The sequence below is a fragment of the Kitasatospora sp. NPDC001309 genome (assembly GCF_042896295.1).
GTDB lineage: Bacteria > Actinomycetota > Actinomycetes > Streptomycetales > Streptomycetaceae > Kitasatospora.
This window is the reverse complement of the sequence record NZ_JBIAXC010000002.1, coordinates 243,745-265,727: the sequence shown is the minus strand read 5'-3', so window position 1 is coordinate 265,727 and position 21,983 is coordinate 243,745. Positions and strand designations below refer to the sequence as shown.

22 protein-coding genes and 1 riboswitch are annotated in these 21,983 nt (G+C 72.8%); of the genes, 6 read left to right on the top strand and 16 right to left on the bottom strand.

Translation table 11 applies throughout. The features are described from left to right. From ACFY2K_RS03400 to ACFY2K_RS03390, 3 genes are all read right to left on the bottom strand, one after another. Positions 1–1,011, bottom strand: coding sequence for a methionine synthase (locus ACFY2K_RS03400; protein WP_380528986.1), 1,011 nt, complete (start codon positions 1,009–1,011; stop codon positions 1–3). A 61-nt stretch (positions 1,012–1,072) separates the two neighbouring features. After that, a complete protein-coding gene (locus tag ACFY2K_RS03395; RefSeq protein WP_375891544.1) occupies positions 1,073–1,762 on the bottom strand; it encodes an SDR family oxidoreductase in 690 nt (229 codons plus the stop codon). 13 nt (positions 1,763–1,775) lie between these two features. Continuing rightward, positions 1,776–2,300, bottom strand: coding sequence for a TIGR00730 family Rossman fold protein (locus ACFY2K_RS03390; protein WP_375891543.1), 525 nt, complete (start codon positions 2,298–2,300; stop codon positions 1,776–1,778). A gap of 100 nt (positions 2,301–2,400) precedes the next feature. Between ACFY2K_RS03390 and ACFY2K_RS03385 the strand changes: the two genes are divergently transcribed. Together ACFY2K_RS03385 and ACFY2K_RS03380 are read left to right on the top strand one after the other, a co-directional pair. Next, positions 2,401–3,336, top strand: coding sequence for a class I SAM-dependent methyltransferase (locus ACFY2K_RS03385; protein ID WP_380528989.1), 936 nt, complete (start codon positions 2,401–2,403; stop codon positions 3,334–3,336). An 8-nt stretch (positions 3,337–3,344) separates the two neighbouring features. After that, positions 3,345–3,845 (top strand): hypothetical protein, encoded by a 501-nt coding sequence (locus ACFY2K_RS03380; protein ID WP_380593887.1) that lies wholly within the window; start codon positions 3,345–3,347, stop codon positions 3,843–3,845. Positions 3,846–3,895: 50 nt separating this feature from the next. Here the strand turns inward: ACFY2K_RS03380 and ACFY2K_RS03375 are convergent, their stop codons facing one another. The 5 genes from ACFY2K_RS03375 to ACFY2K_RS03355 all read right to left on the bottom strand — a co-directional run bounded on the left by ACFY2K_RS03375 (position 3,896) and on the right by ACFY2K_RS03355 (position 8,397). Next, entirely contained in the window at positions 3,896–5,071 is a 1,176-nt protein-coding gene (locus tag ACFY2K_RS03375) for an alpha/beta hydrolase family protein (protein ID WP_387709390.1), read from the bottom strand. A 165-nt stretch (positions 5,072–5,236) separates the two neighbouring features. Next, complete coding sequence (locus ACFY2K_RS03370; protein ID WP_380644185.1) at positions 5,237–5,692, bottom strand: type II toxin-antitoxin system VapC family toxin; 456 nt, start codon at positions 5,690–5,692, stop codon at positions 5,237–5,239. Beyond that, positions 5,682–5,951 carry a type II toxin-antitoxin system Phd/YefM family antitoxin gene (locus ACFY2K_RS03365; protein WP_380396878.1) on the bottom strand — a complete coding sequence of 90 codons (270 nt, stop codon included), beginning with the start codon at positions 5,949–5,951 and terminating at the stop codon, positions 5,682–5,684. Before ACFY2K_RS03365 ends, ACFY2K_RS03370 begins: the two co-directional genes overlap by 11 nt. Positions 5,952–6,006: 55 nt before the next feature. Next, positions 6,007–7,152: a tRNA 2-thiouridine(34) synthase MnmA gene (gene mnmA / locus ACFY2K_RS03360; protein ID WP_380528996.1), complete on the bottom strand. Its 1,146-nt coding sequence runs from the start codon at positions 7,150–7,152 to the stop codon at positions 6,007–6,009. 63 nt (positions 7,153–7,215) lie between these two features. Next, on the bottom strand, positions 7,216–8,397 hold the full coding sequence (locus ACFY2K_RS03355) for a cysteine desulfurase family protein (RefSeq protein WP_375891540.1): 1,182 nt from the start codon (positions 8,395–8,397) through the stop codon (positions 7,216–7,218). Positions 8,398–8,580: 183 nt separating this feature from the next. Here ACFY2K_RS03355 and ACFY2K_RS03350 point away from each other — a divergent pair, with 183 nt between their 5' ends. Further along, positions 8,581–9,357 carry an IclR family transcriptional regulator gene (locus tag ACFY2K_RS03350; RefSeq protein WP_375891539.1) on the top strand — a complete coding sequence of 259 codons (777 nt, stop codon included), beginning with the start codon at positions 8,581–8,583 and terminating at the stop codon, positions 9,355–9,357. On the opposite strand, the gene ACFY2K_RS03345 is transcribed toward ACFY2K_RS03350, so the two are convergent. The 8 genes from ACFY2K_RS03345 to ACFY2K_RS03310 form a co-directional block, all read right to left on the bottom strand. Beyond that, positions 9,263–9,922, bottom strand: coding sequence for a trimeric intracellular cation channel family protein (locus ACFY2K_RS03345; RefSeq protein ID WP_380396874.1), 660 nt, complete (start codon positions 9,920–9,922; stop codon positions 9,263–9,265). The genes ACFY2K_RS03350 and ACFY2K_RS03345 overlap by 95 nt on opposite strands. A 142-nt stretch (positions 9,923–10,064) precedes the next feature. After that, positions 10,065–11,111, bottom strand: coding sequence for an ABC transporter ATP-binding protein (locus ACFY2K_RS03340; RefSeq protein ID WP_375891536.1), 1,047 nt, complete (start codon positions 11,109–11,111; stop codon positions 10,065–10,067). Between the two features lie 34 nt (positions 11,112–11,145). Continuing rightward, complete coding sequence (locus ACFY2K_RS03335) at positions 11,146–12,216, bottom strand: ABC transporter ATP-binding protein (protein WP_375891535.1); 1,071 nt, start codon at positions 12,214–12,216, stop codon at positions 11,146–11,148. Further along, positions 12,213–13,223, bottom strand: a complete 1,011-nt coding sequence (locus ACFY2K_RS03330) for an ABC transporter permease (protein ID WP_375891534.1) — start codon at positions 13,221–13,223, stop codon at positions 12,213–12,215. Before ACFY2K_RS03330 ends, ACFY2K_RS03335 begins: the two co-directional genes overlap by 4 nt. A gap of 99 nt (positions 13,224–13,322) precedes the next feature. Beyond that, positions 13,323–15,092: an ABC transporter substrate-binding protein gene (locus tag ACFY2K_RS03325; protein ID WP_375891533.1), complete on the bottom strand. Its 1,770-nt coding sequence runs from the start codon at positions 15,090–15,092 to the stop codon at positions 13,323–13,325. Between the two features lie 65 nt (positions 15,093–15,157). Then, entirely contained in the window at positions 15,158–16,147 is a 990-nt protein-coding gene (locus tag ACFY2K_RS03320; RefSeq protein ID WP_375891532.1) for an ABC transporter permease, read from the bottom strand. A gap of 456 nt (positions 16,148–16,603) precedes the next feature. Continuing rightward, a complete protein-coding gene (locus ACFY2K_RS03315; RefSeq protein ID WP_380586871.1) occupies positions 16,604–17,554 on the bottom strand; it encodes an enhanced serine sensitivity protein SseB C-terminal domain-containing protein in 951 nt (316 codons plus the stop codon). A gap of 115 nt (positions 17,555–17,669) precedes the next feature. Further along, positions 17,670–18,467: an enhanced serine sensitivity protein SseB C-terminal domain-containing protein gene (locus ACFY2K_RS03310; RefSeq protein WP_387709385.1), complete on the bottom strand. Its 798-nt coding sequence runs from the start codon at positions 18,465–18,467 to the stop codon at positions 17,670–17,672. 186 nt (positions 18,468–18,653) lie between these two features. Beyond that, a riboswitch (glycine riboswitch) is annotated at positions 18,654–18,758 on the top strand. A 246-nt stretch (positions 18,759–19,004) separates the two neighbouring features. Here ACFY2K_RS03310 and gcvT point away from each other — a divergent pair. From gcvT to glyA, 3 genes are all read left to right on the top strand, one after another. Next, positions 19,005–20,126, top strand: a complete 1,122-nt coding sequence (gcvT, locus tag ACFY2K_RS03305; RefSeq protein ID WP_375891529.1) for a glycine cleavage system aminomethyltransferase GcvT — start codon at positions 19,005–19,007, stop codon at positions 20,124–20,126. A 99-nt stretch (positions 20,127–20,225) separates the two neighbouring features. Then, positions 20,226–20,606, top strand: a complete 381-nt coding sequence (gene gcvH, locus ACFY2K_RS03300; protein ID WP_375891528.1) for a glycine cleavage system protein GcvH — start codon at positions 20,226–20,228, stop codon at positions 20,604–20,606. Between the two features lie 83 nt (positions 20,607–20,689). Then, complete coding sequence (glyA, locus tag ACFY2K_RS03295) at positions 20,690–21,958, top strand: serine hydroxymethyltransferase (RefSeq protein ID WP_375891527.1); 1,269 nt, start codon at positions 20,690–20,692, stop codon at positions 21,956–21,958. Positions 21,959–21,983: the final 25 nt, after the last annotated feature.

The following is a 21,983-nucleotide window of genomic DNA, read 5'->3' as shown; positions in this document are numbered from 1 at the left end:
TCATTCCGGGTTGTCCACCAGGCTCTGCGCCGCCCGCGCAGCGAGCTGCAGCGCCGTGCGCGCGTAGGCAGGGGAGGCCCCGGCGAGCCCGCAGGTCGGCGTCACCAGCACGCGGCGGCCCAGCAGCTCCGGAGCGAACCCGAGCCTGCGCCACAAGGTCCTGATCCCCTGGACACTACCGGCCGGGTCGGACACCGCCTGGTCAACGGAGGGCACGACACCGGCGAGGATCGCCGTGCCGCCCTCCACCGCCTCGCCCAGGTCGTCGTCCTGGCGCTCGGTGAGGAGGGAGAAGTCCAGCGAGATCCCGGCGACTCCGGCCCGGCGCAGCAGCGGCACCGGCACCTCCGGCGCGCAGGAGTGCACCACGACCGGCGCGTCCAGGCCGCGGATCAGCTCGCGCAGCACCTCCTCGGCGACCTGCCGGTCGACGGCGCGCAGCCGCTGGAAGCCGCTGGCGGTCCGCACCGACCCGGCCAGCACGGCGGGCAGCGAGGGCTCGTCCAGCTGGAGCACCACCTCGGCCCCCGGCACGCGCTTGCGGACCTCGGCGAGGTGGCGGCGCAGCCCCTCGGTGAGCGAGCCGGCGACGTCCCGGCAGGCACCGGGGTCGGCGAGCGCCTTCTCGCCGTGCTTGAGCTCGATGGCGGCCGCCAGCGTCCAGGGGCCGACGGCCTGGAGCTTGAGCGCCCCCCGGTACCCCTGGGTGTACTCCTCCAGGGCGTCCAGGTCCTCGCCGAGCCAGGAGTGGGCGCGGCGGGTGTCCCGGCCGGGGCGGTCGGCGAACCGCCAGCCGCTGGGCTCGGTCTGCGCGAAGAGCTCGACCAGCAGGCCGGCGCTGCGGCCGATCATGTCGGCGCCCGGCCCGCGGGCGGGCAGTTCGGGCAGGAACGGCAGCTGCTCCAGCGCCCCGGTGGAGGTCCTGGCGGCCTCCCGGGCGTCGGTGCCGGGCAGCGAGCCGACGCCGGTGGCGGCGCCGCGCAGGTCGGGGAAGGGGTGTCCGGTGCTCACCCGTCCGAGCCTAGTGCGCGGCGCCGCCGACGTTCGCCGGTGTCCCGGTCAGCGCCGCCGGTCAGCGGCCGGGGCGGACGGTGATGTCGGTGATCTCGGCGTCCCGGGAGGCGTCCAGGGCCGCCAGGACGGCCTTCGCGACGGACTCCGGCTCGATCCAGCGGGCGGCGTCGTACTCCTTGCCCTCCTGCTGGTGCACCTTGGCCTGCATCGCGGTGGCGGTGCGGCCCGGGTAGACCGAGGTGACCCGCACGCCGTTCCCGTGCTCCTCCTGGCGCAGCGCGTCGGCGAGCGCCTTGAGCCCGTGCTTGCTGGCCGCGTACGCCGACCACTCGGCGTGGGCGGTGAGGCCGGCGCCGGAGTTGACGAACACCACGTGGCCCTTGGCCAGGCGCAGCGAGGGCAGCAGCAGCCGGGTCAGCTCGGCGGGGGCGACCAGGTTGACGTTCAGGGTGTCCTGCCAGGCCTTCACCGGCAGGTCGCCCACCGTGCCCAGCTCCACCGCGCCGGCCACGTGCAGGACGGAGTCCAGCTCGACGGGCAGGGCCTGGTGCCCGAAGGCCCAGGACAGCTTGGCGGGGTCGCCGAGGTCGCCGACCAGGGTGCGGGCACCGGGGAAGCGGTCCCGCAGCTCGCCGGCCCGCCGGGCGTCCCGGGCGAGCAGCCAGAGTTCGTCCCCGCGCTCGGCGAGCTTCTCGGTCAGGACGGCGCCGATGCCGGAACCGGCACCGGTGATCAGGTGTGCAGCCATGGTCCCGATCCTCTCAGGCCTTGAGCAGCGCGAAGACCTCGGCCGGCGTGTCGGCGAAGCCGACCAGCTCGGCCAGCGGCCGCGGCAGGAAGCCCTCGGCGTCCATCCGCTCCAGCTGGGTGCGCAGGCCCGTGTAGAAGCCCTCGGTGTCCAGCAGGACGACCGGCTTGTCGAAGATCCCGTGCTTCTTGAGCTCCAGCACCTCGGTGACCTCGTCCATCGTGCCCAGCCCGCCGACCAGCACCACGACGGCGTCCGCCCGGGCGGCCAACTCCCGCTTGCGCTCGGCCAGATCGGCGGTCATCACCAGCTCGTCGGCACCGTCGTATCCCTTGTGCCTGAGCATCTCGACCAGCACGCCGACGAGTCGGCCGCCGGCCGCCTTCACCTCGTCGGCGAGCAGGCCCATCAGGCCGGCGTTGGAGCCGCCCCAGACCAGGGTGTGCCCGCCCTCCCCGAGCAGCCGGGCGAATTCGGCGGCGGGGGCGGAGTAGCGGTCGTCGAGCGAGTACGCGGAGCAGAAGACGCAGATGTTCATGATGCCGTCCGGTCTATCACGTCCGCCCGCCGCCGCTCACCGGCTTTACCCCCGGCTCCCTCCTCACCGACGACTCCCCGCAACCCCTAGGGTGCTGTCCGTGCGCCACCTCGAGATATCCGACCTGATCACGGCCGTGGACCCGCGCGACGGCCGACGGCTCCCGGTCCGGCGCGACGACGTCGTCCGGCAGCTGCGCGAGAGCGGCGACGGGCGCGCGGCCCGGATCGTCGCCGGGCTGCCCACCGACCGGGACGGCGCACTCGACCCCGGTGCCGTGGACCGCCTGCTGATCAGCGTGCACACCGAACTCCAGCAGTTGAGCGAGGAACTGCGCATCGGCGAACGCCTGGTCCACGTCCTCGGTCCGCTCTTCACCGCGATCCGGACGGCCACCGGGCAGCCCGGGCCGTACCGCCTGGTCGACATCGGGTGCGGTCTCGGCTACCTGGTCCGCTGGCTGGCGGCCACCGACGCCCTGGGCCCCGACGTCGAACTGGTCGGGGTCGACCTCAACGCCGCGCTGGTCGGCGAGGCGGAGCGCCTCGCCCGCGCCGAGGGACTCGACTGCCGTTTCGTGCACGGGAACGCCTTCGAACTGCCGGAGGCCGCAACGGTCTACGTCTCCACCGGCGTCCTCCACCACTTCCGTGGCCCGGCCCTGACCGAGTTCTTCCGGGCCCAGGCCGCCTCACCGGCACTCGCCTTCTGCCACTTCGACATCGCCTCGACCCGACTGGCGCCCGTCGGCGCCTGGATCTTCCACCTCGCCCGGATGCGCCACCCGCTCGGCCGCCACGACGGCGTCGTCTCCGCGCTGCGCGCGCACAGCGACGAACTGCTGCTGCGCGCCGCCTCGGCACCCGGGATGCGCGCGCTGGTGTACGAACCGCGCGGCCTGTCGAACCCGTTCTGCACCACGCTGCGCCCGGTCATCGGTGTGCGCCCACCGTTGGAGGCACCGCTGCGCCGGACCCTCGGCCGGGCCGCCCGCCGCCTGGTGGGCCCGGAGCACCTCGCCGGGGCCACCCGATGACGCCCGCCGTGCCCCTCGCGTTCCTCGGCCTGGTCGACGCGACGTGCAGCGGCTTCCGCGCCTACGCCGGACGCGACGCCCGCATCCGCAAACACCGGGCCGCGGCCCGGGCCGCCCTGCGCGGGCTGGCCGTCGGGGCCCTCCTGCTGCTCGCCCCCGCGCTGACCGCCGCCCTGCTGCTGCTGACGGCGACCGACCGGGCCGGGGCCTACGCCGCCCTGGCCGCCGGCGGCGACGGGTACCTGCTCCCGCTCGTCCCCTACGCCGGCGCCGTACTGCTCTCCCTCGCCGCCTACTTCGCCCTGCCGTTCCGCGCCAGCACGCTCGCCATGGTCATCGGCCTCGGCCCGCTCACCCTGCTGCGCCCGCTCGCCGTCGCCGCCGCCTGCCTCGGCGCGGTCCTGGGCGGCGGCGGTGCGTCCGGCCTGCTGGTCGGCGCGATCGCGGGCACCGCCATGCTGGGCGTCGAACCCCTGGTGCACCGGCGCTGGTACCGGCAGGTGCAGTGAGGGGCCCGCTGTGACCGGGCGGCCCGGTCACAGCGGGCCCCGGAGGACGGTCACGGGTGCTGGAAGAGCACCTCCGGGTTCGCCGCCGACGGGCCGTCCAGCAGGGGCTGGTGGAGGCCCTTGAGGGTCCGGTCGAAGAAGGCCCCGACGTACTCCCGGGTCAGCTGCATCCCGCGCTCCGGCGAGGTGGTCGACCCCGCGGGGGCGGGGAGGCCGGCCTCGGCGGCCAGCACGGTGACGTCCGTGAAGCTCGCGTGGTTGGTGCCGGCGACGGTCAGCCAGGGCTTGTAGCCCTTCCAGCCCGCCCAGGTCTGCGCCCAGGAGGTGTCCCCGCCGTTCGTGGAGTGGTTGCTGTCCTTCCCGAGCAGCAGGAACGAGCGGCCCTCGAGCGTGTCGGCCGGGACCGGCTGGAAGAAGGTTCCGTCCATGTTCACCCCGGCCAGGATCCGCCGGTCCTCGGCCATCGCGTTGAGCGTCGACGCGCCGCCGATCGAGTGCCCGGCCATGCCGACCCGGTCCCGGTCGATCAGGTGGGACAGGCGCCACACCGGGTGCTGCCCGGTCAGCTGGTCCAGGACGAAGGAGACGTCCTTCGCCCGGCTGTCCGGCAGCGAGTCCGGCGCGCCGGTGTCGCACAGCGCGCAGCCGGGGGTGCTGCCGTCGGCGAGCGTCTCGCCGGAGTCCTCGTAGGTGTGGCCGACCAGCGCCACCACGTAGCCGTGGGCGGCCAGGTCGGTCGCCAGGCCGGTCAGCGTGGCGCGCGGGTTCTCGAAGCCCGGGGAGAGCACCACCAGCGGGAACCTCCCGCCCGCGGCCTTCGCCCCGGTGTAGGCGTGGGTGTCGACGTCGACCAGGTCCTGCGCCGTGAGCCCGGTGCCGGCCGGCACCCGGGTCGCCAGGAAGCCCTGTGCCTCGCCGGGGGTCATGTACGGGGCCGGCGCCCCGGTGCCCTGCCGGGCCGGGTAGAACATCGACACGGCCAGCTGCCGCGGCCCGGCGGAGGGCACCCACGGATCGATGCGGCTGCGGTCGGTCAGCCGCAGCACCTCCTCCCCGGCCGCGTACCGCCCGGTCGGGGCGGGCAGCTCGCCGTGGAAGGCGGCGACAGCGGCGGACGCGGGCGTGGGCGAAGGCGCGGCCGACGCGGCCGACGCGGCCCCGGCCAGCGGGAGCGGAAGGGCGAGAACGAGCGCTGCGACAGCCGCGATGCGGCGGATTCGGGTCATGTCCCCGACGGTAGGTCCGCGCCCCGACCCCCCGGATCAGCCGACCGAATGCCCTCTCCGGCCCCGCTCATCCCCCCGGCCCAGCCCCGTCATCCCTCCGGATGACACCCCCCCGCGACCCCCTCAGACCCGCGCCGCCGGGCGTTCGGTGGTGGTGACCGGGCCTCAGGCGTGCTCGACCAGCGGCCTGGTCACCGGGACCACCGTGAGGATCCCTTCGAGGCCCTTGAAGTCGTCGGGGTTCGTGGTGAACAGGGGCAGCTCCTCGGCGATCGCGATCGCCGCGATCATCAGGTCCGCCACCCGACGCCTGGGCTTGCGCCCGGACCCGACCACGGCGGCGCAGACCCGACCGTAGATCCGAGCCGCTTCGGCATCGAAGGGAATCGGGTCGAACTCGTTCTCGGCCCGCTGGAGCACATCGAGGCGCCGGGCCCGTTCGGCGTGCTCGTCGTAGTCGTTCTGGTCCTCGTTCCGCCGGACCTCGTGCGGTCCGGCGGAGAGTTCGGCGAGGGTGACGGCGCTGACGGCCATCTCGGCCGGGAGTTCGGCCGGGTCCACCCACTTGCGCAGGATCATGATGTTGGTGTCGAGCAGGCCCTGCTGGTGCTCAGGAGCCATGGCGGCCGTCCGCCCACTGCTCGGCCGTGGCCTCCTGGTCGGCCCGGAAGGCCTCCAGGGACAGGTCCGGAGCGCTGCGCGACATGGCCGAGAATTCGGCCCGGGAAACGAACCGGCGACGGCGCCTGAGCGGGATCAGCTCGCCGATCCGGTGCCCGTCCCTGGTCACGGTGAAGGACTGCCCGGCCTGGACGGCGTCCATGATCTCCTCGGGCCTGCTGCGCAGGTCCCGCTGGCTGATCTCGGGTTGCACTGACATGCCTCCAGCGTAGGGGCCGACATGTCGGTGCAGCACGGCGTTCGAACCGATCCGGTCAGCTCCCGACGGGGTGCGCCGCCGGGCGTTCGGTGGTGGCGATGGTGGCGGAGCCGATGACGCGGGTGCCGTCGTAGAGGACGACGGCCTGGCCGGGGGCGATGCCGCGGGCGGGGGTGTCGAGGCGGACGTGGAGGGTGTCGTCGACGACCGAGGCGGCGACCGGCACCTCCTCGCCGTGGGCGCGCAGCTGGGCGGTGTAGCGGCCGTCGGCCAGGGGCTCGGTGCCGCACCAGCGGGGGCGGATGGCGGTCAGGGCGGTGACGTCCAGGCCCTCGACCGGGCCGACGGTGACGGTGTTGTTCACCGGGGAGATGTCGAGGACGTAGCGCGGCTTGCCGTCGGCGGCCGGGCGGCCGATCCGCAGGCCCTTGCGCTGGCCGATGGTGAAGCCGTAGGCGCCGTCGTGCTCGCCGAGCTTGGTGCCGTCCACGTCGAGGATGTCGCCGGTGGCGGTGCCGAGGTGCTGCGCCAGGAAGCCCTGGGTGTCGCCGTCGGCGATGAAGCAGATGTCGTGGCTGTCGGGCTTCTTGGCGACGGCCAGGCCGCGCTGCTCGGCCTCGGCCCGGATGGCGTCCTTGGTGGTGTCGCCGAGCGGGAAGAGGGAGTGGGCGAGCTGGTCGGCGTCGAGCACGCCGAGGACGTAGGACTGGTCCTTGGCGGCGTCCACGGCGCGGTGCAGCTCGCGCGAGCCGTCCGGCCGGTCGACGACGCGGGCGTAGTGGCCGGTGCAGACGGCGTCGAAGCCGAGGGCGATCGCCTTGTCCAGCAGCGCGGCGAACTTGATCTTCTCGTTGCAGCGCAGGCAGGGGTTCGGGGTCCGCCCGGCCGCGTACTCGGCGACGAAGTCGTCGATCACGTCCTCGCGGAAGCGCTCGGCGAGGTCCCAGACGTAGAAGGGGATGCCGATCACGTCGGCGGCGCGCCAGGCGTCCCGGGAGTCCTCGATGGTGCAGCAGCCGCGCGCGCCGGTGCGGAAGGACTGCGGGTTGGCGGACAGCGCCAGGTGCACGCCCGTCACCTCGTGCCCCGCTTCGACGGCGCGGGCGGCGGCGACGGCGGAGTCGACCCCGCCGGACATCGCCGCGAGCACGCGCAGGCGGCCGGTGGACGGAGTGGTCGGGGCACCCGGGAAGTCAGTCATGGTGAGTACAAGCCTACGGGGCCGCCGGACATGCCCGGGGCCCCGGTGCTCCGAGGGACGGGGCTACCGGCGGACCGAGGCCAGCCCCGCGTTGCGGGCCCGCTGCACCGCCGGGCCGATGGCCGCCACCAGCGCCGTGACGTCCTCGCGCACCGAGGTGTGCCCGAGCGAGAACCGCAGCGAGGCGCGGGCCAGCAGCGGGTCGACGCCCATCGCGAGCAGCACGTGGCTGGGCTGCGGCACCCCGGCCGAGCAGGCCGAACCGGTGGAGCACTCGATGCCCTGGGCGTCGAGCAGCATCAGCAGCGCGTCGCCCTCGCAGCCGGGGAAGGAGTAGTGGGCGTTGGCGGGCAGCCGCCCCTCCCCCGCCGGGTCGCCGTTGAGCACCGCGTCCGGGACGGCCGCGGCCACCCCGGCGACCAGTTCGTCGCGCAGCGCGCCGAGCGTCACCGCGTGCTCCTCGCGCCGTTCGACGGCCAGCGCGGCGGCGGCCGCGAAGCCGGCGGCGGCGGGGGCGTCCAGGGTGCCGGAGCGCACGTCGCGCTCCTGGCCGCCGCCGTGCAGCAGCGGTACGGGCGTGGCGCCGCGGGAGAGCAGCAGGGCGCCGATGCCGAACGGGCCGCCGATCTTGTGCCCGGTGACGGTGAGCGCGGTGAGGCCGGAGTCGGCGAAGGAGACCGGGACCTGACCGAGCGCCTGCACCGCGTCGGCGTGCATCGGGATGCCGTACTCGGCCGCCACGGCGGCGAGTTCGCGCACCGGCTGGACGGTGCCGACCTCGTTGTTGGCCCACATCACGGTGACCAGGGCGACGGAGCCGGGGTCACGCTCGATCGCGGCGCGCAGCGCCCCGGGGTGCACCCGGCCCAGTGCGTCCACCGGCAGGTACTCGACCGTCGCGCCCTCGTGCTCGGAGAGCCAGTGCACCGCGTCCAGCACGGCGTGGTGCTCGACCGGGCTGGACAGCACCCGGGTGCGGGCCGGGTCGGCGTCCCGGCGGGCCCAGTAGAGGCCCTTGACCGCGAGGTTGTCGGATTCCGTGCCGCCGCCGGTGAGCACGATCTCGCTCGGGCGGGCGCCCAGCGACTCGGCCAGCGACTCGCGGGACTCCTCGACCACCCGGCGGGCCCGGCGGCCGGCCGCGTGCAGGGACGAGGCGTTGCCGACCACCCCCAGGTGCGCCGACATCGCGGCGATCGCCTCGGGCAGCATCGGCGTGGTCGCCGCATGGTCCAGGTATGGCATAACCATCCGATTGTAGAGGGCATGCCCCGGGGCCCCACCAGGCCCGGGCCCGGGTGCGCACCGATCCGGCCACGGCCGCGGCCGGCGGACGCCGGCGTCCGGCACTGGTTTGTACCACTGCGCCGCCCAGCGGTTAGCCTGACGGCCACTTCTCCATCGGGTTCCAGCGTTCCAGGGGGCGCCATGTCGCAGTCGGTCGACCGCGCGCTGACCCTGCTCGGTTCGCTCGGCGACGGGCCGCTCTCGCTGGAGCAGGCCGCGAGCAGCCTCGGGGTGCACAAGTCCACCGCGCTGCGGCTGCTGCGCACCCTGGAGGAGCACGGGTTCGTCCGGCGCCAGCCCGACCTGCGCTACCGGGTCGGCGGCCGGGTGCTGTCGCTGGCGCACCGGGCGCTGGAGGACTTCGACGTCCGGCAGGTCGCCGCGCCGTACCTGGCCGCGCTGAACGCGCGCTGCGGCTACACCGTCCAGCTGGCCGTGCTGCACGACGGCGAGGTGCTCTACCTGGACGAGGTGGCCGCGCCCTCGGCCGCCCGGCCGCCGCGGATCGGGCGCCGCGCCCCGGTGACCGGGACGGCCGTCGGGCGGGTGCTGCTCGCCGGGCTGCCGGAGGACGGCGTCCGTGAGGAGGAGCTGCCGGCCGAGCTGGCGGCGGTGCGCCGCCGGGGCTGGGCGGCAGAGTCGGCCGAGCACCGGGAGCCGGTGACCTGCGTGGCCGCGCCGGTGGCGGGCAGCGGCGGGCGGACGGTCGCGGCCTGCGCGCTGAGCGCCCCGGCCGGCCAGGTGCCGCCGGCCGAGCTGGCCCGGATGCTGCCGGAGCTGCTCTGCACGGCCGAGGCGATCTCGCTGGCCTGCGGCGGCTCGCCTACTCCTCGCTGGTGCGAGAACCGTTGCGGTGCCAGGCCCGCGGGGCACGCCAGCCGTACTTCAGGGCGAGCATCCGCAGGACGAAGGCGGTGAGCGCGGCGGCGGTGCCGGTGGCGCCGGTGAGCCGGTCGGCCCCGATCAGCACGGCCACCAGGGCGGCGCCGACCAGGGCCGGGACGGCGTAGATCTCGCGGTCCCAGCGCAGCAGCGAGGGGATCTCCCCGGCCAGCACGTCGCGGATCACCCCGCCGCCGGCCGCGGTCACCATGCCGAGCGCGATGGAGGCGACGGCGCCGAGCCCGTAGTCGTGCGCCTTGGCGGTGCCGGTGACGCAGAACAGGCCGAGGCCGAGGGCGTCCAGGGTCTGCACGGAGCGGTTGATCCGCTCGACCTCGGGGTGCAGGAAGAACACCACGAGGCCGGCGGCCAGCGGGGTGACGAAGTAGCCGAGGTTGGTGAACGCCGCCACCGGGGTGGCGCCGATCACCAGGTCGCGCATCACCCCGCCACCGAGGGCCGTGACCTCCGCCAACACGCAGATCCCGAAGATGTCCATGTTCTTGCGGACGGCGAGCAGCGCCCCGGAGAGGGCGAAGACGAAGATGCCGACGAGGTCCAACGATTGCTGCACGTCGGAGGGGAAGATCTGCGAGGTCACGGGAACAACTATGACCTGCGCGGAACCTTCCCCTCCGCTCGCATCGTCGGTCGGCCCGGTTCTCCGGGCTGTGCCTAACCGTTCCCCTCGGTCCCCTCGGGGAAGTGCCTACGCGTTCCCCTCGGTCCCCTCGGGGCTGTGCCTAATCGTTCCCCTCGGTCCCCTCGGGGAAGTGGCACGCCACCTGGTGGCCGGTCCGCAGTGCCGTCAGCGGCGGTTCCTGGCTCGCGCACACGTCCTGTGCCTTCCAGCAGCGGGTGCGGAACCGGCAGCCGCTGGGCGGGTTGATCGGCGAGGGCACGTCGCCCTTGAGCAGGATCCGCTCGCGCCCGCCCTGCTGGCGCCGGCGCGGGTCCGGCACCGGGACGGCCGACATCAGGGCGGTGGTGTACGGGTGCATCGGGCTGCGGTAGAGCGAGTCGCGGTCGGCGATCTCGACGATCTTGCCGAGGTACATCACCGCCACCCGGTCGGAGACGTGCCGGACCACCGAGAGGTCGTGCGCGATGATCAGGTAGGTCAGGCCGAGCTCCTGCTGGAGGTCGTCGAGCAGGTTGACCACCTGCGCCTGGATCGACACGTCCAGCGCCGAGACCGGCTCGTCCGCGATGATCATCTTCGGCTTGAGCGCGAGCGCCCGGGCGATGCCGATGCGCTGGCGCTGGCCGCCGGAGAACTCGTGCGGGTAGCGGTTGTAGTGCTCGGGGCTGAGCCCGCACAGCTCCAGCAGGTCCTGGACGGCCTTCTTGACGCCGCCCTCGGGGTGGACCCCCTGCAGCTTGAACGGCGCGCTGACGATGGTGCCGACGGTGTGCCGCGGGTTCAGCGAGGAGTACGGGTCCTGGAAGATCATCTGGATGTCGCGGCGCAGCGGCCGCATCGCCCCGGTGCCCAGGTGGGTGATGTCGGTGCCCTCGAACTCGACCGTCCCGCCGGTGGGTTCGTCGAGCCGGGTGACCAGCCGCCCCATCGTCGACTTGCCGCAGCCGGACTCGCCGACGACGCCCAGCGTCTCGCCGGCGTTGACGGTGAAGTCGATGCCGTCGACGGCCCGCACCGCGCCGGTCTGGCGCCGCAGCAGTCCGCCGCGGATCGGGAAGTGCCGGGTCAGGCCGGTGACCTTCAACAGCGGCTCGCGCTCGGGGGCGGGCGCCGGTGCAGGGATGGTGGCCCCCTGAGTGTCCGTCATCGGTTCTCTCCAGAATGGTGGTACGGGGCCGGGCTCACAGCCGGGGCGCGATCTCTTCGGCGAAGATGCGGTGCCGCTCGTCGGCCGCCAGGTGGCAGGCCGCGAAGTGCCCGGGCGCGGCCTCGGTCAGCACCGGGACCTCGCCCGTGGAGCGCCCGCCGGTCAGGTCGGCGTACGGGCAGCGCGGGTGGAAGGCGCAGCCGGACGGCACGTTGATCAGGCTGGGCGGGGTGCCCCGGACCGGCACCAGCCGGTCCTGCAGTTCCCGGTCCAGTCGCGGCATCGAGCCCAGCAGGCCCCAGGTGTAGGGGTGTTCGGGCGCGTCGAAGAGGGTCTCGGCGGGCCCGCGCTCGATGCACTTGCCGCCGTACATGACCAGGATGTCGTCGGCGAGCTCGGCGACCACCCCGAGGTCGTGGGTGATGATGATGACGGCGGAGCCGAACTCCTGCTGGAGGTCCCGGATGAGGTCCAGGATCTGCGCCTGGACGGTGACGTCCAGGGCGGTGGTGGGCTCGTCGGCGATCAGCAGCGAGGGGTCGTTGACCAGGGCCATGGCGATCATGGCGCGCTGGCGCATGCCGCCGGAGAACTGGTGCGGGTAGTCGTCCACCCGGCGGTCCGGCTGCGGGATGCCGACCCGGTCGAGCATCTCGATCGCGCGGGTCCTGGCCTGCCGCTTGGAGGCCTGGGGGTGGTGCACCCGGTAGGCCTCGACGATCTGCTGCCCCACCGTGTAGTAGGGGTGCATCGCGGTCAGCGGGTCCTGGAAGATCATCGCCAGTTCCCGGCCGCGCAGTTGGCGCACCCGGTCGGGCCCGGCCGCGATCAGGTCCTCGCCGTCCAGCCGGATCTCGCCGCTGATCCGGGCCCGCTTGGAGCGGTGCAGGCCCATGATGCCGAGCGAGGTGACGGACTTCCCGGAGCCGGACTCGCCGACGATGCCGAGGGTGCGGCCCTTGTGCAGGTCGAAGCTGACCCCGTCCACCGAGCGGACCAGGCCGTCGTCGGTGTCGAAGTGGATCCGCAGGTCGCGCACGGACAGGAAGGGGTCGCCCGGAGAGTTGGACGCGGCGTCCGCCGGGTTCTTCTGGAGGTCGGTCACGAGAGCCTCACGCGGGGGTCGACGAGGGCGTACAGGAGGTCGACCACGAGGTTGCAGGCGACGATGAAGAAGGCGGCCAGCAGGGTGACGCCGAGGATCTTGGGCAGGTCGTTGTCGGAGATCGCCTGGACGGCGAACTGGCCGATGCCCTTGAGCGAGAAGACCTGCTCGGTGATCAGCGCACCGCCGAGCAGCAGACCGAGGTCCATGCCGAAGATGGTGACGATCGGGGTGAGCGCGGAGCGCAGGCCGTGCTTGACCACCACCTTGCGCTCGGCCAGGCCCTTGGCCCGGGCGGTGCGGATGTAGTCCTCGCTCATCGTCTCCAGCATTCCGGCGCGGGTGAGCCGGGCGTAGAGCGCGGAGTAGAGGAAGGCCAGCGAGACCCACGGGAGGATCAGGTTGCGGGCCCACATCAGCGGGTCGGCGGAGAAGTCGACGTACTCCAGGTTGTCCAGGATCGGCCACTCGTAGCTGAACACGGTCAGCAGCAGGGCGCCGGTGAAGAAGACCGGGAGCGAGACGCCGGCCAGGGCGATGCCCATGGAGAGCCGGTCGAAGATCGAGCGCGGCTTGAGGGCGGAGATCACGCCGGTGGTGACGCCGGAGACCAGCCAGAGCACCGCCGCGCCGATGGCGAGCGAGATGGTGACCGGGATCCGGCTGGTCATCTCCGGCCAGACCTCCAGGTGGTTCTTGAAGGAGTAGCCGAAGCAGGGCACGTGGCAGGTGGCCGGTTCCGGGCCGAACTTGTACTCGGCGCCGGTGACCAGCGCCTTGAGGAAGTTCCAGTACTGGGTGTACAGCGGCTGGTCGAAGCCGAGGTTCTGCTTGACCGCCTGGATCGCCTCGGGCGAGGGGTTCTTCCCGATGTACTGCGCGGCCAGCTGGTCGGTGGTCTCGCCGGCGATGCGCGGGAGCAGGAAGAAGATCGCGAAGGTGACCGCGCTGACGACGACCAGCAGCGCCGCGGCCGCGAGGATCCTGCGGATGATGTAGGCAAACACAGTTGGGCGGCTCCGGCGGCCCGCCGCCGTCCGGGGTCTTCCGGACGGCGGCGGGCGCCGCTGCCTTCACCTGCCTTCAGGGATGCGGAGCCAGGCTCTTTACTTGGTGGTGCCGATGTTCAGGTAGTCGTACTCACCCGAGAAGGCCGGGGTGGACGCCAGGTTGGTGGCGCTGTCCGGGCGGTACAGGAAGACCTTGAAGTCCGTCAGCGGGACGTACACCGCGTTCTCCATGACCTTCTTGTCGATGTCGCCGTAGATCTTCTCGCGGGCGGCCCGGTCCGGGTTGACCGCGGCGTCGTCCAGCATCTTGTTGACGGCCGGGTCGTTCAGCTGGGCCAGGTTGCTGTTGCCGGAGGCCTTGATCGCGCGGCCGTCGACGATCTGCTGCAGGAAGCCGTAGCCGGTCGGCCAGTCGGCGCCCCACTGCATCATCATCAGACCGATGTTGTGGTCCTGGGTGTACTGCGGCGCACCGGCCGAGTCGGTCAGGTACTTGCCCTGCGGGAACTGCTGGATCTCGGCGTTGATGCCGATGTTCTTGAGCTGCGCCTGGATCGCGGTGGCCGCGGCGACCTCGGTCGCGCGCTCGGTGCGGGCGGACAGCACGGTGGTGAAGCCGCCGTCCTTGCCGCAGGCCTTCAGGGCGTCCTTGGCCTTGGCCTGGTCGCCCTTGTTGTCCTTGGTCTCGAACAGGTTGAAGTCCTGGTGGCCCGGGATGTCCGGCGGGAGCACGGTGTTGGCCACCTGGCCGCGGATCGGGCCGCCGAGCGCGGTCTGCACCGCGACCTTGTCGACCGCGAACTGGACGGCCTTGCGGCACTCGATGTTGTCGAACGGCGCGACCTTGGTGTTGATCGCCATGTAGACCAGGCGGCCGCCGTAGGCGTTGTCGGTCTTCGCCTTGAGCTTCGGGTCGCGCAGGATCTGCGCCTGGGTCTGCGGGTCGACGCCGCCGCCGACCAGGTCGACCTGGGCGTTGCCGGCCAGCAGGTCCTTGTCGATGGTGGCCTGGTCGATGTTCATCTTGAGCACGATCTTGTCCGCGAGCTGCTTGCGGATCGGGTCGGTGCTCTTGTCCCAGTTGGTGTTCGGGACCAGGACGGCCTGCTTGCCGTCCTCGTAGGACTGGAACTTGTAGGTGCCCGAGGAGACGACGTGCTTCACGTAGTCGGCACCGGTGTCCTTGGCCTGCGGGACCGGCACCGTCTGCGGGGCGCTGACCAGGTAGTCGAAGTCCGCGAAGGGGTGCTGCAGGTGGAAGACGATCGTGGTGTCGTCCGGCGTCTCGATCGACTTGAGGTCGCCGGTCTTGTCCTTGTACGGACCCTGGTACGGCGTGGGGTTGTCGACCAGCAGGTCGTGGAAGTACGTCGGGCCGTTGGAGTTCACCTCGGGCGCGAAGTTCGAGCGCTCCACGGCGTACTTGACGTCCTTGGAGCTGATCGGGGTGCCGTCGTCGTACTTGAGGCCGGCGCGCAGCTTGTACGTCCAGGTCAGGCCGTCCGCGCTGGGCTGGCCCAGCGACTCGGCGAGGTCCGGGACCAGCTTGTTGCCGTCCGCGCCGGCGGCCGGGTTGAAGGTGGTCAGCGGGCGCCCGTACAGGCGCGAGAAGTTGTAGATGTAGGCGTAGTAGGTGTTGCCCGGGTCGAGGGAGTCCGGGGTGCCCTTCATCTCGTAGGTGACCGTCCCGCCCTTCTTGTCCGAGGCGTTGACGATCTGCTTGGTGGCCGCGTCGGCGCCGCCACCGTTGGAGTCGGCCGAGTTGGAGCTTCCGCTGGCGCTCTTCGGGCTGGACGAGCAGCCGGTGACGACCAGGACCGCGGCAGCGGCCACGGCGGTCAACGCGACGGTACGGGACCTACGCATGGGTGGGATCAACCCCTTGAGGATGTGGAGGAGGGAGGGCCTGGCGCCTGCGCATTGACGCAGGGTCAGTTGCTCTTGGGATCGAGGGCGTCACGCAGCCCGTCGCCGAGCAGGTTGAACGCGAGCACGGTGATGAAGATCGCGACACCGGGGACCACCATGTACTGGGGGTCGACCTGGTAGTAGTTCTTCGCGTCCGCCAGCATGCCGCCCCAGGAGGCCTGCGGGGGCTGGATGCCGACGCCGAGGAAGCTCAGCCCGGCCTCGAAGAGGATGTTGGTCGGGATCAGCAGGGTCGAGTAGACCAGGATCGGGCCGACCAGGTTGGGCAGCAGTTCCTTGAACAGGATGAACGGGCCGCGCGCACCGAGGCTGCGGGCCGCGTGGACGAACTCCCGCTCGCGCAGCGAGAGGGTCTGTCCGCGCACGATCCGGCCCATGTAGGGCCAGTTGAAGAAGCCGATCACGAAGATCAGCACCAGGATGTGCAGCGGCAGGCCGTGCAGGCCGAACGCGCCGCCCTGGAGCGAGGCGGAGATCGCGATGGCGAACAGCAGCAGCGGGAACGCCAGGAAGACGTCCATCAGTCGGCTGATCAGGGTGTCCACCCAGCCGCCGTAGTAGCCGGCCATCACTCCGAGCACGGTGCCGATGGTGTTGGAGAGCACGGTCGCGCCGAAGGCGACCAGCAGGGAGACCCAGGAGCCGTCGACCACGCGGGAGAGCAGGTCACGGCCCTGCAACGGGTCGATGCCGAGCAGGTGGTCCCCGCTCATCCCGCCCCAGTCCCCGAGCGGGAGTCCGCCGAGGTTGGCGTCCAGCAGGTCCGGGTTCGGCTGGTCGGGGTCGAGCCCGAACAGGGCCTCGATCGGGCCGGACAGGACGGCCAGGAGGATCAGCAGGATCACCACGACGCCGCCGGCGACGGCGGCCTTGTCCCGCTTGAAGCGGGTCCAGGCGATCCGACCGAGGGAGCGGCCCTCGATCGTCTTGGCCGGGCTCGGGGAGGCGGGCGCCTCGGGTTCGTTCCCGGCGGTAGTGATGGGTGCGGTCATGGTCAGTTGGTCCCCTCGCCGACGGTGGCCGGCCCACGGGTGCCGGGCGCCGGCTTCGGCGGTACGGCTGCGGACGTGCGGAGGTGCTAGGAGCAGGTGGTCGCGGCAGTGCGTCGTGCACGGGCAATGCCTCCACGCGGGATGGGCGTCGCGTGGATCGAGCGGTCGGCGTGCGCGTTCACCTTCGTGGGGTTTCCAGTACGCGCGATGCGTTGCGCAGAACTCTCTGTCATCCGAACTGGCTTGCGCCAGCCCTGACAACCGACAGATGCCCAACTGTGATCTGCCTGCATGCACGCCTCCGATCTTCGGCATATACCTCTTCACATGGGTGTAACTGCCATGTCAAGCTGCCTCTGCGGAGAGTGGGGAAATTCGTCCGGAAAGCACCGAAGCCGACCTGATGGTGAATCAAGTCGGCTTCGGGTGACAGATTGTGGTTACCGGGTTTGGTGATCAGCGCCCGGGGTAGCCGGGCCACTGCGGCTGGGCCGGCTGCCCCCAGCCCGGCGCGGGCGGCTGGGTGCCGTACGCGTAGCCCGGCATCGACTGCCCGGGTACCGGCCGGCCGGGCATCGACTGGCCCGGGTACGGCTGCGGCACCGGCGGGTACGGGCCGGTCTGCGGACGCCCGGCCTCCCGGTCGAAGAACGGCCGCGCGTTGGCGCGCATCCACAGCGCCACCGGGTCGAACTCGTCCGCCATCGCCACCGTGGACACCGCGAGCCCCTCCGGGGCCACCGCGATCGCGCGCTGCATCAGCGCCCGCACCGCCTCCACGGCCGGCGGCGAACTCTCGTACAGGTCCAGGCCGATCGCCAGGTACGGCTCCCCCACCGCCGGCTGCACCCAGGCCCGGCGCAGCGCCCGCACCGCGCGCACCTCACCGGCCTGCCGCTCCAGCAGCGCGAAGAACTGCTGCGCGTCGACCTGCGGCTCGCTCAGCTTCAACGGACCGGCCGGCAGCCGGTCCAGGCCCGCGGCGACCCGCCGCAGGTCCGCCCAGGGCACGCCGACCCCGCCGCCCGGCGCGTGCGGGTTCAGCCACAGGCCCCAGCGGGTGCGGTACAGCGAGGCGGCGATCTCCCGCCCCGAGATGACCTCGTGGGCCCGCGCCCAGCCGGAGGCCGTCAGCTGCTCGGGCGAGGTGACGGCCGGCGCGTAGCCGTGGCCGCTGATCTCCATGTTCCCGTACTGCGCGTCCGGGCTGCCCGGCGTGCCGTGCCAGAGCAGCATCCAGACCTGGCCGTCGGCCAGCGCGTGCAGCAGCCGCTCGTACGCGTCGAAGCGCTCCGGCGCGACCTCGCGCAGAGCCTGCTCCAACCCGCCCGGGTCCGCGCCCGGGCGCCCGGCCGGTGCCTGGCCCCAGGGCCCCGGCGCCCCGCCCGCTCCCGTTCCCGCACTCATGCGCCCACCTCGCCGCGCCTCTTTCCTGAACCCGCCGGCCCGTCAGCCGCCTGCACGCACCCTATGGCGCGGCACCGGCCGCCGCCACGGCGACGTGCCTGTGAAGGATCCCCGCTCACACCCGCGAGTAGAAGGGCATGACCCGGGTCGACAGCCACTCGACCACCGGGTCGTCGGCGAGGTCGAGCAGCACGAGGTGGACGCCACCCGGCAGCGGTGCGGTTCCCAGGGCTCGGCCGAGCGCCTCGTTCACCGCCCCCGGGTCGGCCGGGGCCGCCGGATCGAGCTGCACGCCCACGAACATCACGGTCGGCTCGCCCTCGATGCTGGCCAGCGCCCGGCGCGCGGTCAACACCCCCGGCAGGGCCGACAGTTCGGCCCGGCAGGCGGCCAGGAAGTGCTCCGGGTCCTCGCCCGGCACCGGCTCGCGCAGGGCCACCCGGCCGCCGGTCGGCCCCTCCGGCTGCTGCTCCCAGCGGTCCTCCCGGGGGCCGCGGCGCAGCTCCGCCACGCCCTGCGGGGGCACCGGGATGCCCACCGCCGCCTCCGGGTTGACCGCGATGCCCACGCCCAGCGGCAGCCCGCGGGCGAACTCCCAGGCCGGCGCGACGGCGAAGGCCATCCCCGGCGCCTGCTGCAGGAACACCTCCTGCGAGGAGAACACCGGTACGAACGGGGCCCCGGCCAGCTCGACGGTCGGCAGGTCCAGCGACTGCCCGGCCGGGTCGCCCCCGGCCGGCAGCGGGATCCACACCTGGCTGCGGGCCAGCACCTCGATCACCCGCGGGGTCGCCCCCGGGTCGCCCAGCGCGGCCGTCAGCACCTGCTCCAGCTCGTTCGCGGGCCACGCGCCGCCCGACGGCGCCGCCTGCGGCCCGCCCCACCCCTGCTGCTGCTCCACCGGGTACTCCATGCGCCGCCGATCCGGCCCAGGGCCGGGTCGGCCGCCCACTGCTGCACCGACGCGATGATTTTAGGGCCCGGGTCCGCCCGACCGCGGTGTGACCGGGTCCCCTCTCCCCTCCTCCGCGAGGACGTGCCATGATGTGCGCGTCCGACGGCATGCGCCGCGGGCCCCCACAACTCCACACCGGCCGCTCGAACCCGCGCGGGAGAGCCCGGAATGCCCCTCGGGGGGCACAGCCGGCGCCGAAGGAGCAAGTCCTCCCCGGAATCTCTCAGGCCCCCCTACCGCGCGGGTTAGGCACATCTGGAAAGCGGCGCACGACCCGGTCGCGCGCCCACCCACGGTGCAAGCCGCCGTCCTGTCCCCGATGCTGGAACCAGCCGACGCTGGTGCCGGCTGCGGGCAGGTGGGCGGTGAAGCTCTCAGGTTCGACGACAGATGGGGAGACCCACGCCGCCGCATGCCCGCGCGCGGGGTCGGTCCCCGAGCGGGTCCGGTCCGGCGCGCGCACCCCTGAGTGCCCCGACCGAGGAGTTCCTGGCCATGTCGTCCCTCCGCCTGACCGCGCTCGACGCGCTGCACCGCGCCCTCGGCGCGACCATGACCGACTTCGCCGGCTGGGACATGCCGCTGCGTTACGGCAGTGAGCGCGAGGAGCACCTCGCGGTCCGCACCAAGGCCGGTCTGTTCGACCTCTCGCACATGGGCGAGATCACCGTCACCGGCCCGCAGGCCGGCGAGATGCTGGACCACGCGCTGGTCGGCTTCGTCTCCGCGCTCGGCGAGCTGCGCGCCCGCTACACCATGATCTGCGCCGAGGACGGCGGCATCCTGGACGACCTGATCGTCTACCGGCTGCGCGAGGACGCCTTCCTGGTCGTCGCCAACGCCTCCAACGCCCAGCTGGTGCTGGACGAGCTGATCGCCCGGGCCAAGGGCTTCGACGCCGTCGTCACCGACGACCGCGACACCTACGCGCTGATCGCCGTCCAGGGCCCGGAGGCCACCGCGATCCTGGCCGAGACCACCGACGCCGACCTGCCCGGCCTCAAGTACTACGCGATCCTCCCGGCCACCGTGGCCGGCCGGGAGGTGCTGCTGGCCCGCACCGGCTACACCGGCGAGGACGGCTTCGAGATCTTCTGCGCCCCGGCCGACGCCGAGCCGGTCTGGCGGGCGCTGACCGCCGCCGGCGAGGGCCGCGGCCTGGTCCCGTGCGGCCTGTCCTGCCGCGACACGCTGCGCCTGGAGGCGGGCATGCCGCTGTACGGGCACGAGCTGTCCACCGACCTGACCCCGTTCGACGCCGGCCTGGGCCGGGTCGTGCGCTTCGACAAGACCACCAACGAGGGCGCGTTCGTCGGCCGCAGGGCGCTGGAGCAGGCCGCCGCCGCGGCCGAGACCAACCCCCCGAAGGTGCTGGTCGGCCTGGTGTCCGAGGGCAAGCGGGTCCCGCGCGCGGAGTACACGGTGGTCTCCACCGAGGGCGCCCCGATCGGCCGGATCACCTCGGGTGCGCCGTCCCCCACGCTGGGCAAGCCGATCGCGATGGCCTACGTGGACGCGGCCCACGCCGCCCCCGGCTCCACCGTCGCGGTGGACGTCCGCGGCAAGCACGAGCCGGTCCAGGTCGTGGCGCTGCCGTTCTACAAGCGCGCCCGCTGAGGCCGTCGCCGCCCCTCGTTTTCCCATCGGCGCACGTCGGAGCCGTCCGTGCGGCGGCCCGCTGCGTCGTACCCGCTTCCCATCCTGGAGAATGACGCCATGAGCAACCCCCAGCACCTGCAGTACACCAAGGAGCACGAGTGGCTGACCGCCGCCGAGGACGGTGTCTCGACGGTCGGCATCACCAAGCACGCCGCCGACGCGCTCGGTGACATCGTCTACGTGCAGCTCCCCGAGGTCGGCGACACGGTGACCGCCGGCGAGACCTGTGGCGAGCTGGAGTCGACCAAGTCGGTCAGCGACCTGTACTCCCCGGTGACCGGCGAGGTCACCGAGGTCAACCAGGACGTCCTGGACGACAACAGCCTGGTCAACAGCGCCCCGTTCGAGGGCGGCTGGCTGTTCAAGGTCCGCGTGGAGGCCACCGACACGCTGCTCAGCGCCGCCGAGTACGACGCGCTCACCCACGCCGAGGGCTGAGCCCCGCCGGGACGGGCCGCAGCACGGCGGTCCGTCCCGCTCTCCCACCGTCCCTCCGCTCTCCTCCCCGGGAAGACCACACCATGACGGTTCTCAACCAGTCCCTGCACGCCCTCGACCCGGAGATCGCCGCCGCGGTCGACGCCGAGCTGCACCGCCAGCAGACCACGCTGGAGATGATCGCCTCCGAGAACTTCGCCCCGGTGGCGGTCATGGAGGCCCAGGGTTCGGTGCTCACCAACAAGTACGCCGAGGGTTACCCCGGCCGCCGGTACTACGGCGGTTGCGAGCACGTCGACGTGGTCGAGCAGATCGCGATCGACCGGGTGAAGGCCCTGTTCGGCGCCGAGCACGCCAACGTCCAGCCGCACTCGGGCGCGCAGGCCAACGCCGCCGCGATGTTCGCGCTGATCCAGCCGGGCGACACCATCCTGGGCCTGAGCCTGGCCCACGGCGGTCACCTGACCCACGGCATGAAGATCAACTTCTCCGGCAAGCTCTACAACGTGGCCGCCTACCACGTCGACGAGAAGACCGGCCAGGTCGACATGGCCGAGGTCGAGCGCCTGGCCAAGGAGCACCAGCCGAAGCTGATCATCGCCGGCTGGTCCGCCTACCCGCGCCAGCTGGACTTCGCCGCGTTCCGCCGGGTCGCCGACGAGGTCGGCGCGCTGCTCATGGTGGACATGGCGCACTTCGCCGGCCTGGTGGCCGCGGGCCTGCACCCGAACCCGGTGCCGTACGCGGACGTGGTCACCACCACGACCCACAAGACCCTGGGCGGCCCGCGCGGCGGCGTCATCCTGTCCAAGGCCGAGTGGGCCAAGAAGATCAACTCGGCGGTCTTCCCGGGCCAGCAGGGCGGTCCGCTGGAGCACGTGATCGCGGGCAAGGCCGTCGCCTTCAAGGTCGCCGCCTCGGAGGACTTCAAGGAGCGCCAGGAGCGCACCCTGGAGGGCGCCAAGATCCTCGCCGAGCGCCTGCTCCAGGCCGACGTCGCCGAGGCCGGCGCCTCGGTGCTGTCCGGCGGCACCGACGTCCACCTGGTCCTGGTCGACCTGCGCAACAGCCAGCTCGACGGCCAGCAGGCCGAGGACCGGCTGCACGAGGTCGGCATCACGGTGAACCGCAACGCCGTCCCGAACGACCCGCGCCCGCCGATGGTCACCTCGGGCCTGCGGATCGGCACCCCGGCCCTGGCCACCCGCGGCTTCCGGGCCGAGGACTTCCGCGAGGTCGCCGACGTCATCGCCGAGGCGCTCAAGCCCGCCTTCGACGAGACCGTCGCCGCCGCGCTCAAGGCCCGGGTCACCGCCCTGGCCGAGAAGTACCCGCTCTACCCGAACCTCTAGTTCGGCCGCGGGTGACCGGCCTCAC

Bases quoted from the DNA above. Each gene is read 5' to 3' on its own strand.
- ACFY2K_RS03315 (WP_380586871.1), bottom strand. From the start codon at position 17,554: ATGAGTGCGGGAACGGGAGCGGGCGGGGCGCCGGGGCCCTGGGGCCAG.
- glyA (WP_375891527.1), top strand. From the start codon at position 20,690: ATGACGGTTCTCAACCAGTCCCTGCACGCCCTCGACCCGGAGATCGCC.
- ACFY2K_RS03375 (WP_387709390.1), bottom strand. From the start codon at position 5,071: ATGACCCGAATCCGCCGCATCGCGGCTGTCGCAGCGCTCGTTCTCGCC.
- mnmA (WP_380528996.1), bottom strand. From the start codon at position 7,152: ATGACTGACTTCCCGGGTGCCCCGACCACTCCGTCCACCGGCCGCCTG.
- ACFY2K_RS03390 (WP_375891543.1), bottom strand. From the start codon at position 2,300: ATGAACATCTGCGTCTTCTGCTCCGCGTACTCGCTCGACGACCGCTAC.
- ACFY2K_RS03350 (WP_375891539.1), top strand. From the start codon at position 8,581: ATGTCGCAGTCGGTCGACCGCGCGCTGACCCTGCTCGGTTCGCTCGGC.
- ACFY2K_RS03310 (WP_387709385.1), bottom strand. From the start codon at position 18,467: ATGGAGTACCCGGTGGAGCAGCAGCAGGGGTGGGGCGGGCCGCAGGCG.
- ACFY2K_RS03355 (WP_375891540.1), bottom strand. From the start codon at position 8,397: ATGCCATACCTGGACCATGCGGCGACCACGCCGATGCTGCCCGAGGCG.
- gcvT (WP_375891529.1), top strand. From the start codon at position 19,005: ATGTCGTCCCTCCGCCTGACCGCGCTCGACGCGCTGCACCGCGCCCTC.
- ACFY2K_RS03320 (WP_375891532.1), bottom strand. From the start codon at position 16,147: ATGACCGCACCCATCACTACCGCCGGGAACGAACCCGAGGCGCCCGCC.
- ACFY2K_RS03395 (WP_375891544.1), bottom strand. From the start codon at position 1,762: ATGGCTGCACACCTGATCACCGGTGCCGGTTCCGGCATCGGCGCCGTC.
- gcvH (WP_375891528.1), top strand. From the start codon at position 20,226: ATGAGCAACCCCCAGCACCTGCAGTACACCAAGGAGCACGAGTGGCTG.
- ACFY2K_RS03325 (WP_375891533.1), bottom strand. From the start codon at position 15,092: ATGCGTAGGTCCCGTACCGTCGCGTTGACCGCCGTGGCCGCTGCCGCG.
- ACFY2K_RS03370 (WP_380644185.1), bottom strand. From the start codon at position 5,692: ATGGCTCCTGAGCACCAGCAGGGCCTGCTCGACACCAACATCATGATC.
- ACFY2K_RS03365 (WP_380396878.1), bottom strand. From the start codon at position 5,951: ATGTCAGTGCAACCCGAGATCAGCCAGCGGGACCTGCGCAGCAGGCCC.
- ACFY2K_RS03340 (WP_375891536.1), bottom strand. From the start codon at position 11,111: ATGACGGACACTCAGGGGGCCACCATCCCTGCACCGGCGCCCGCCCCC.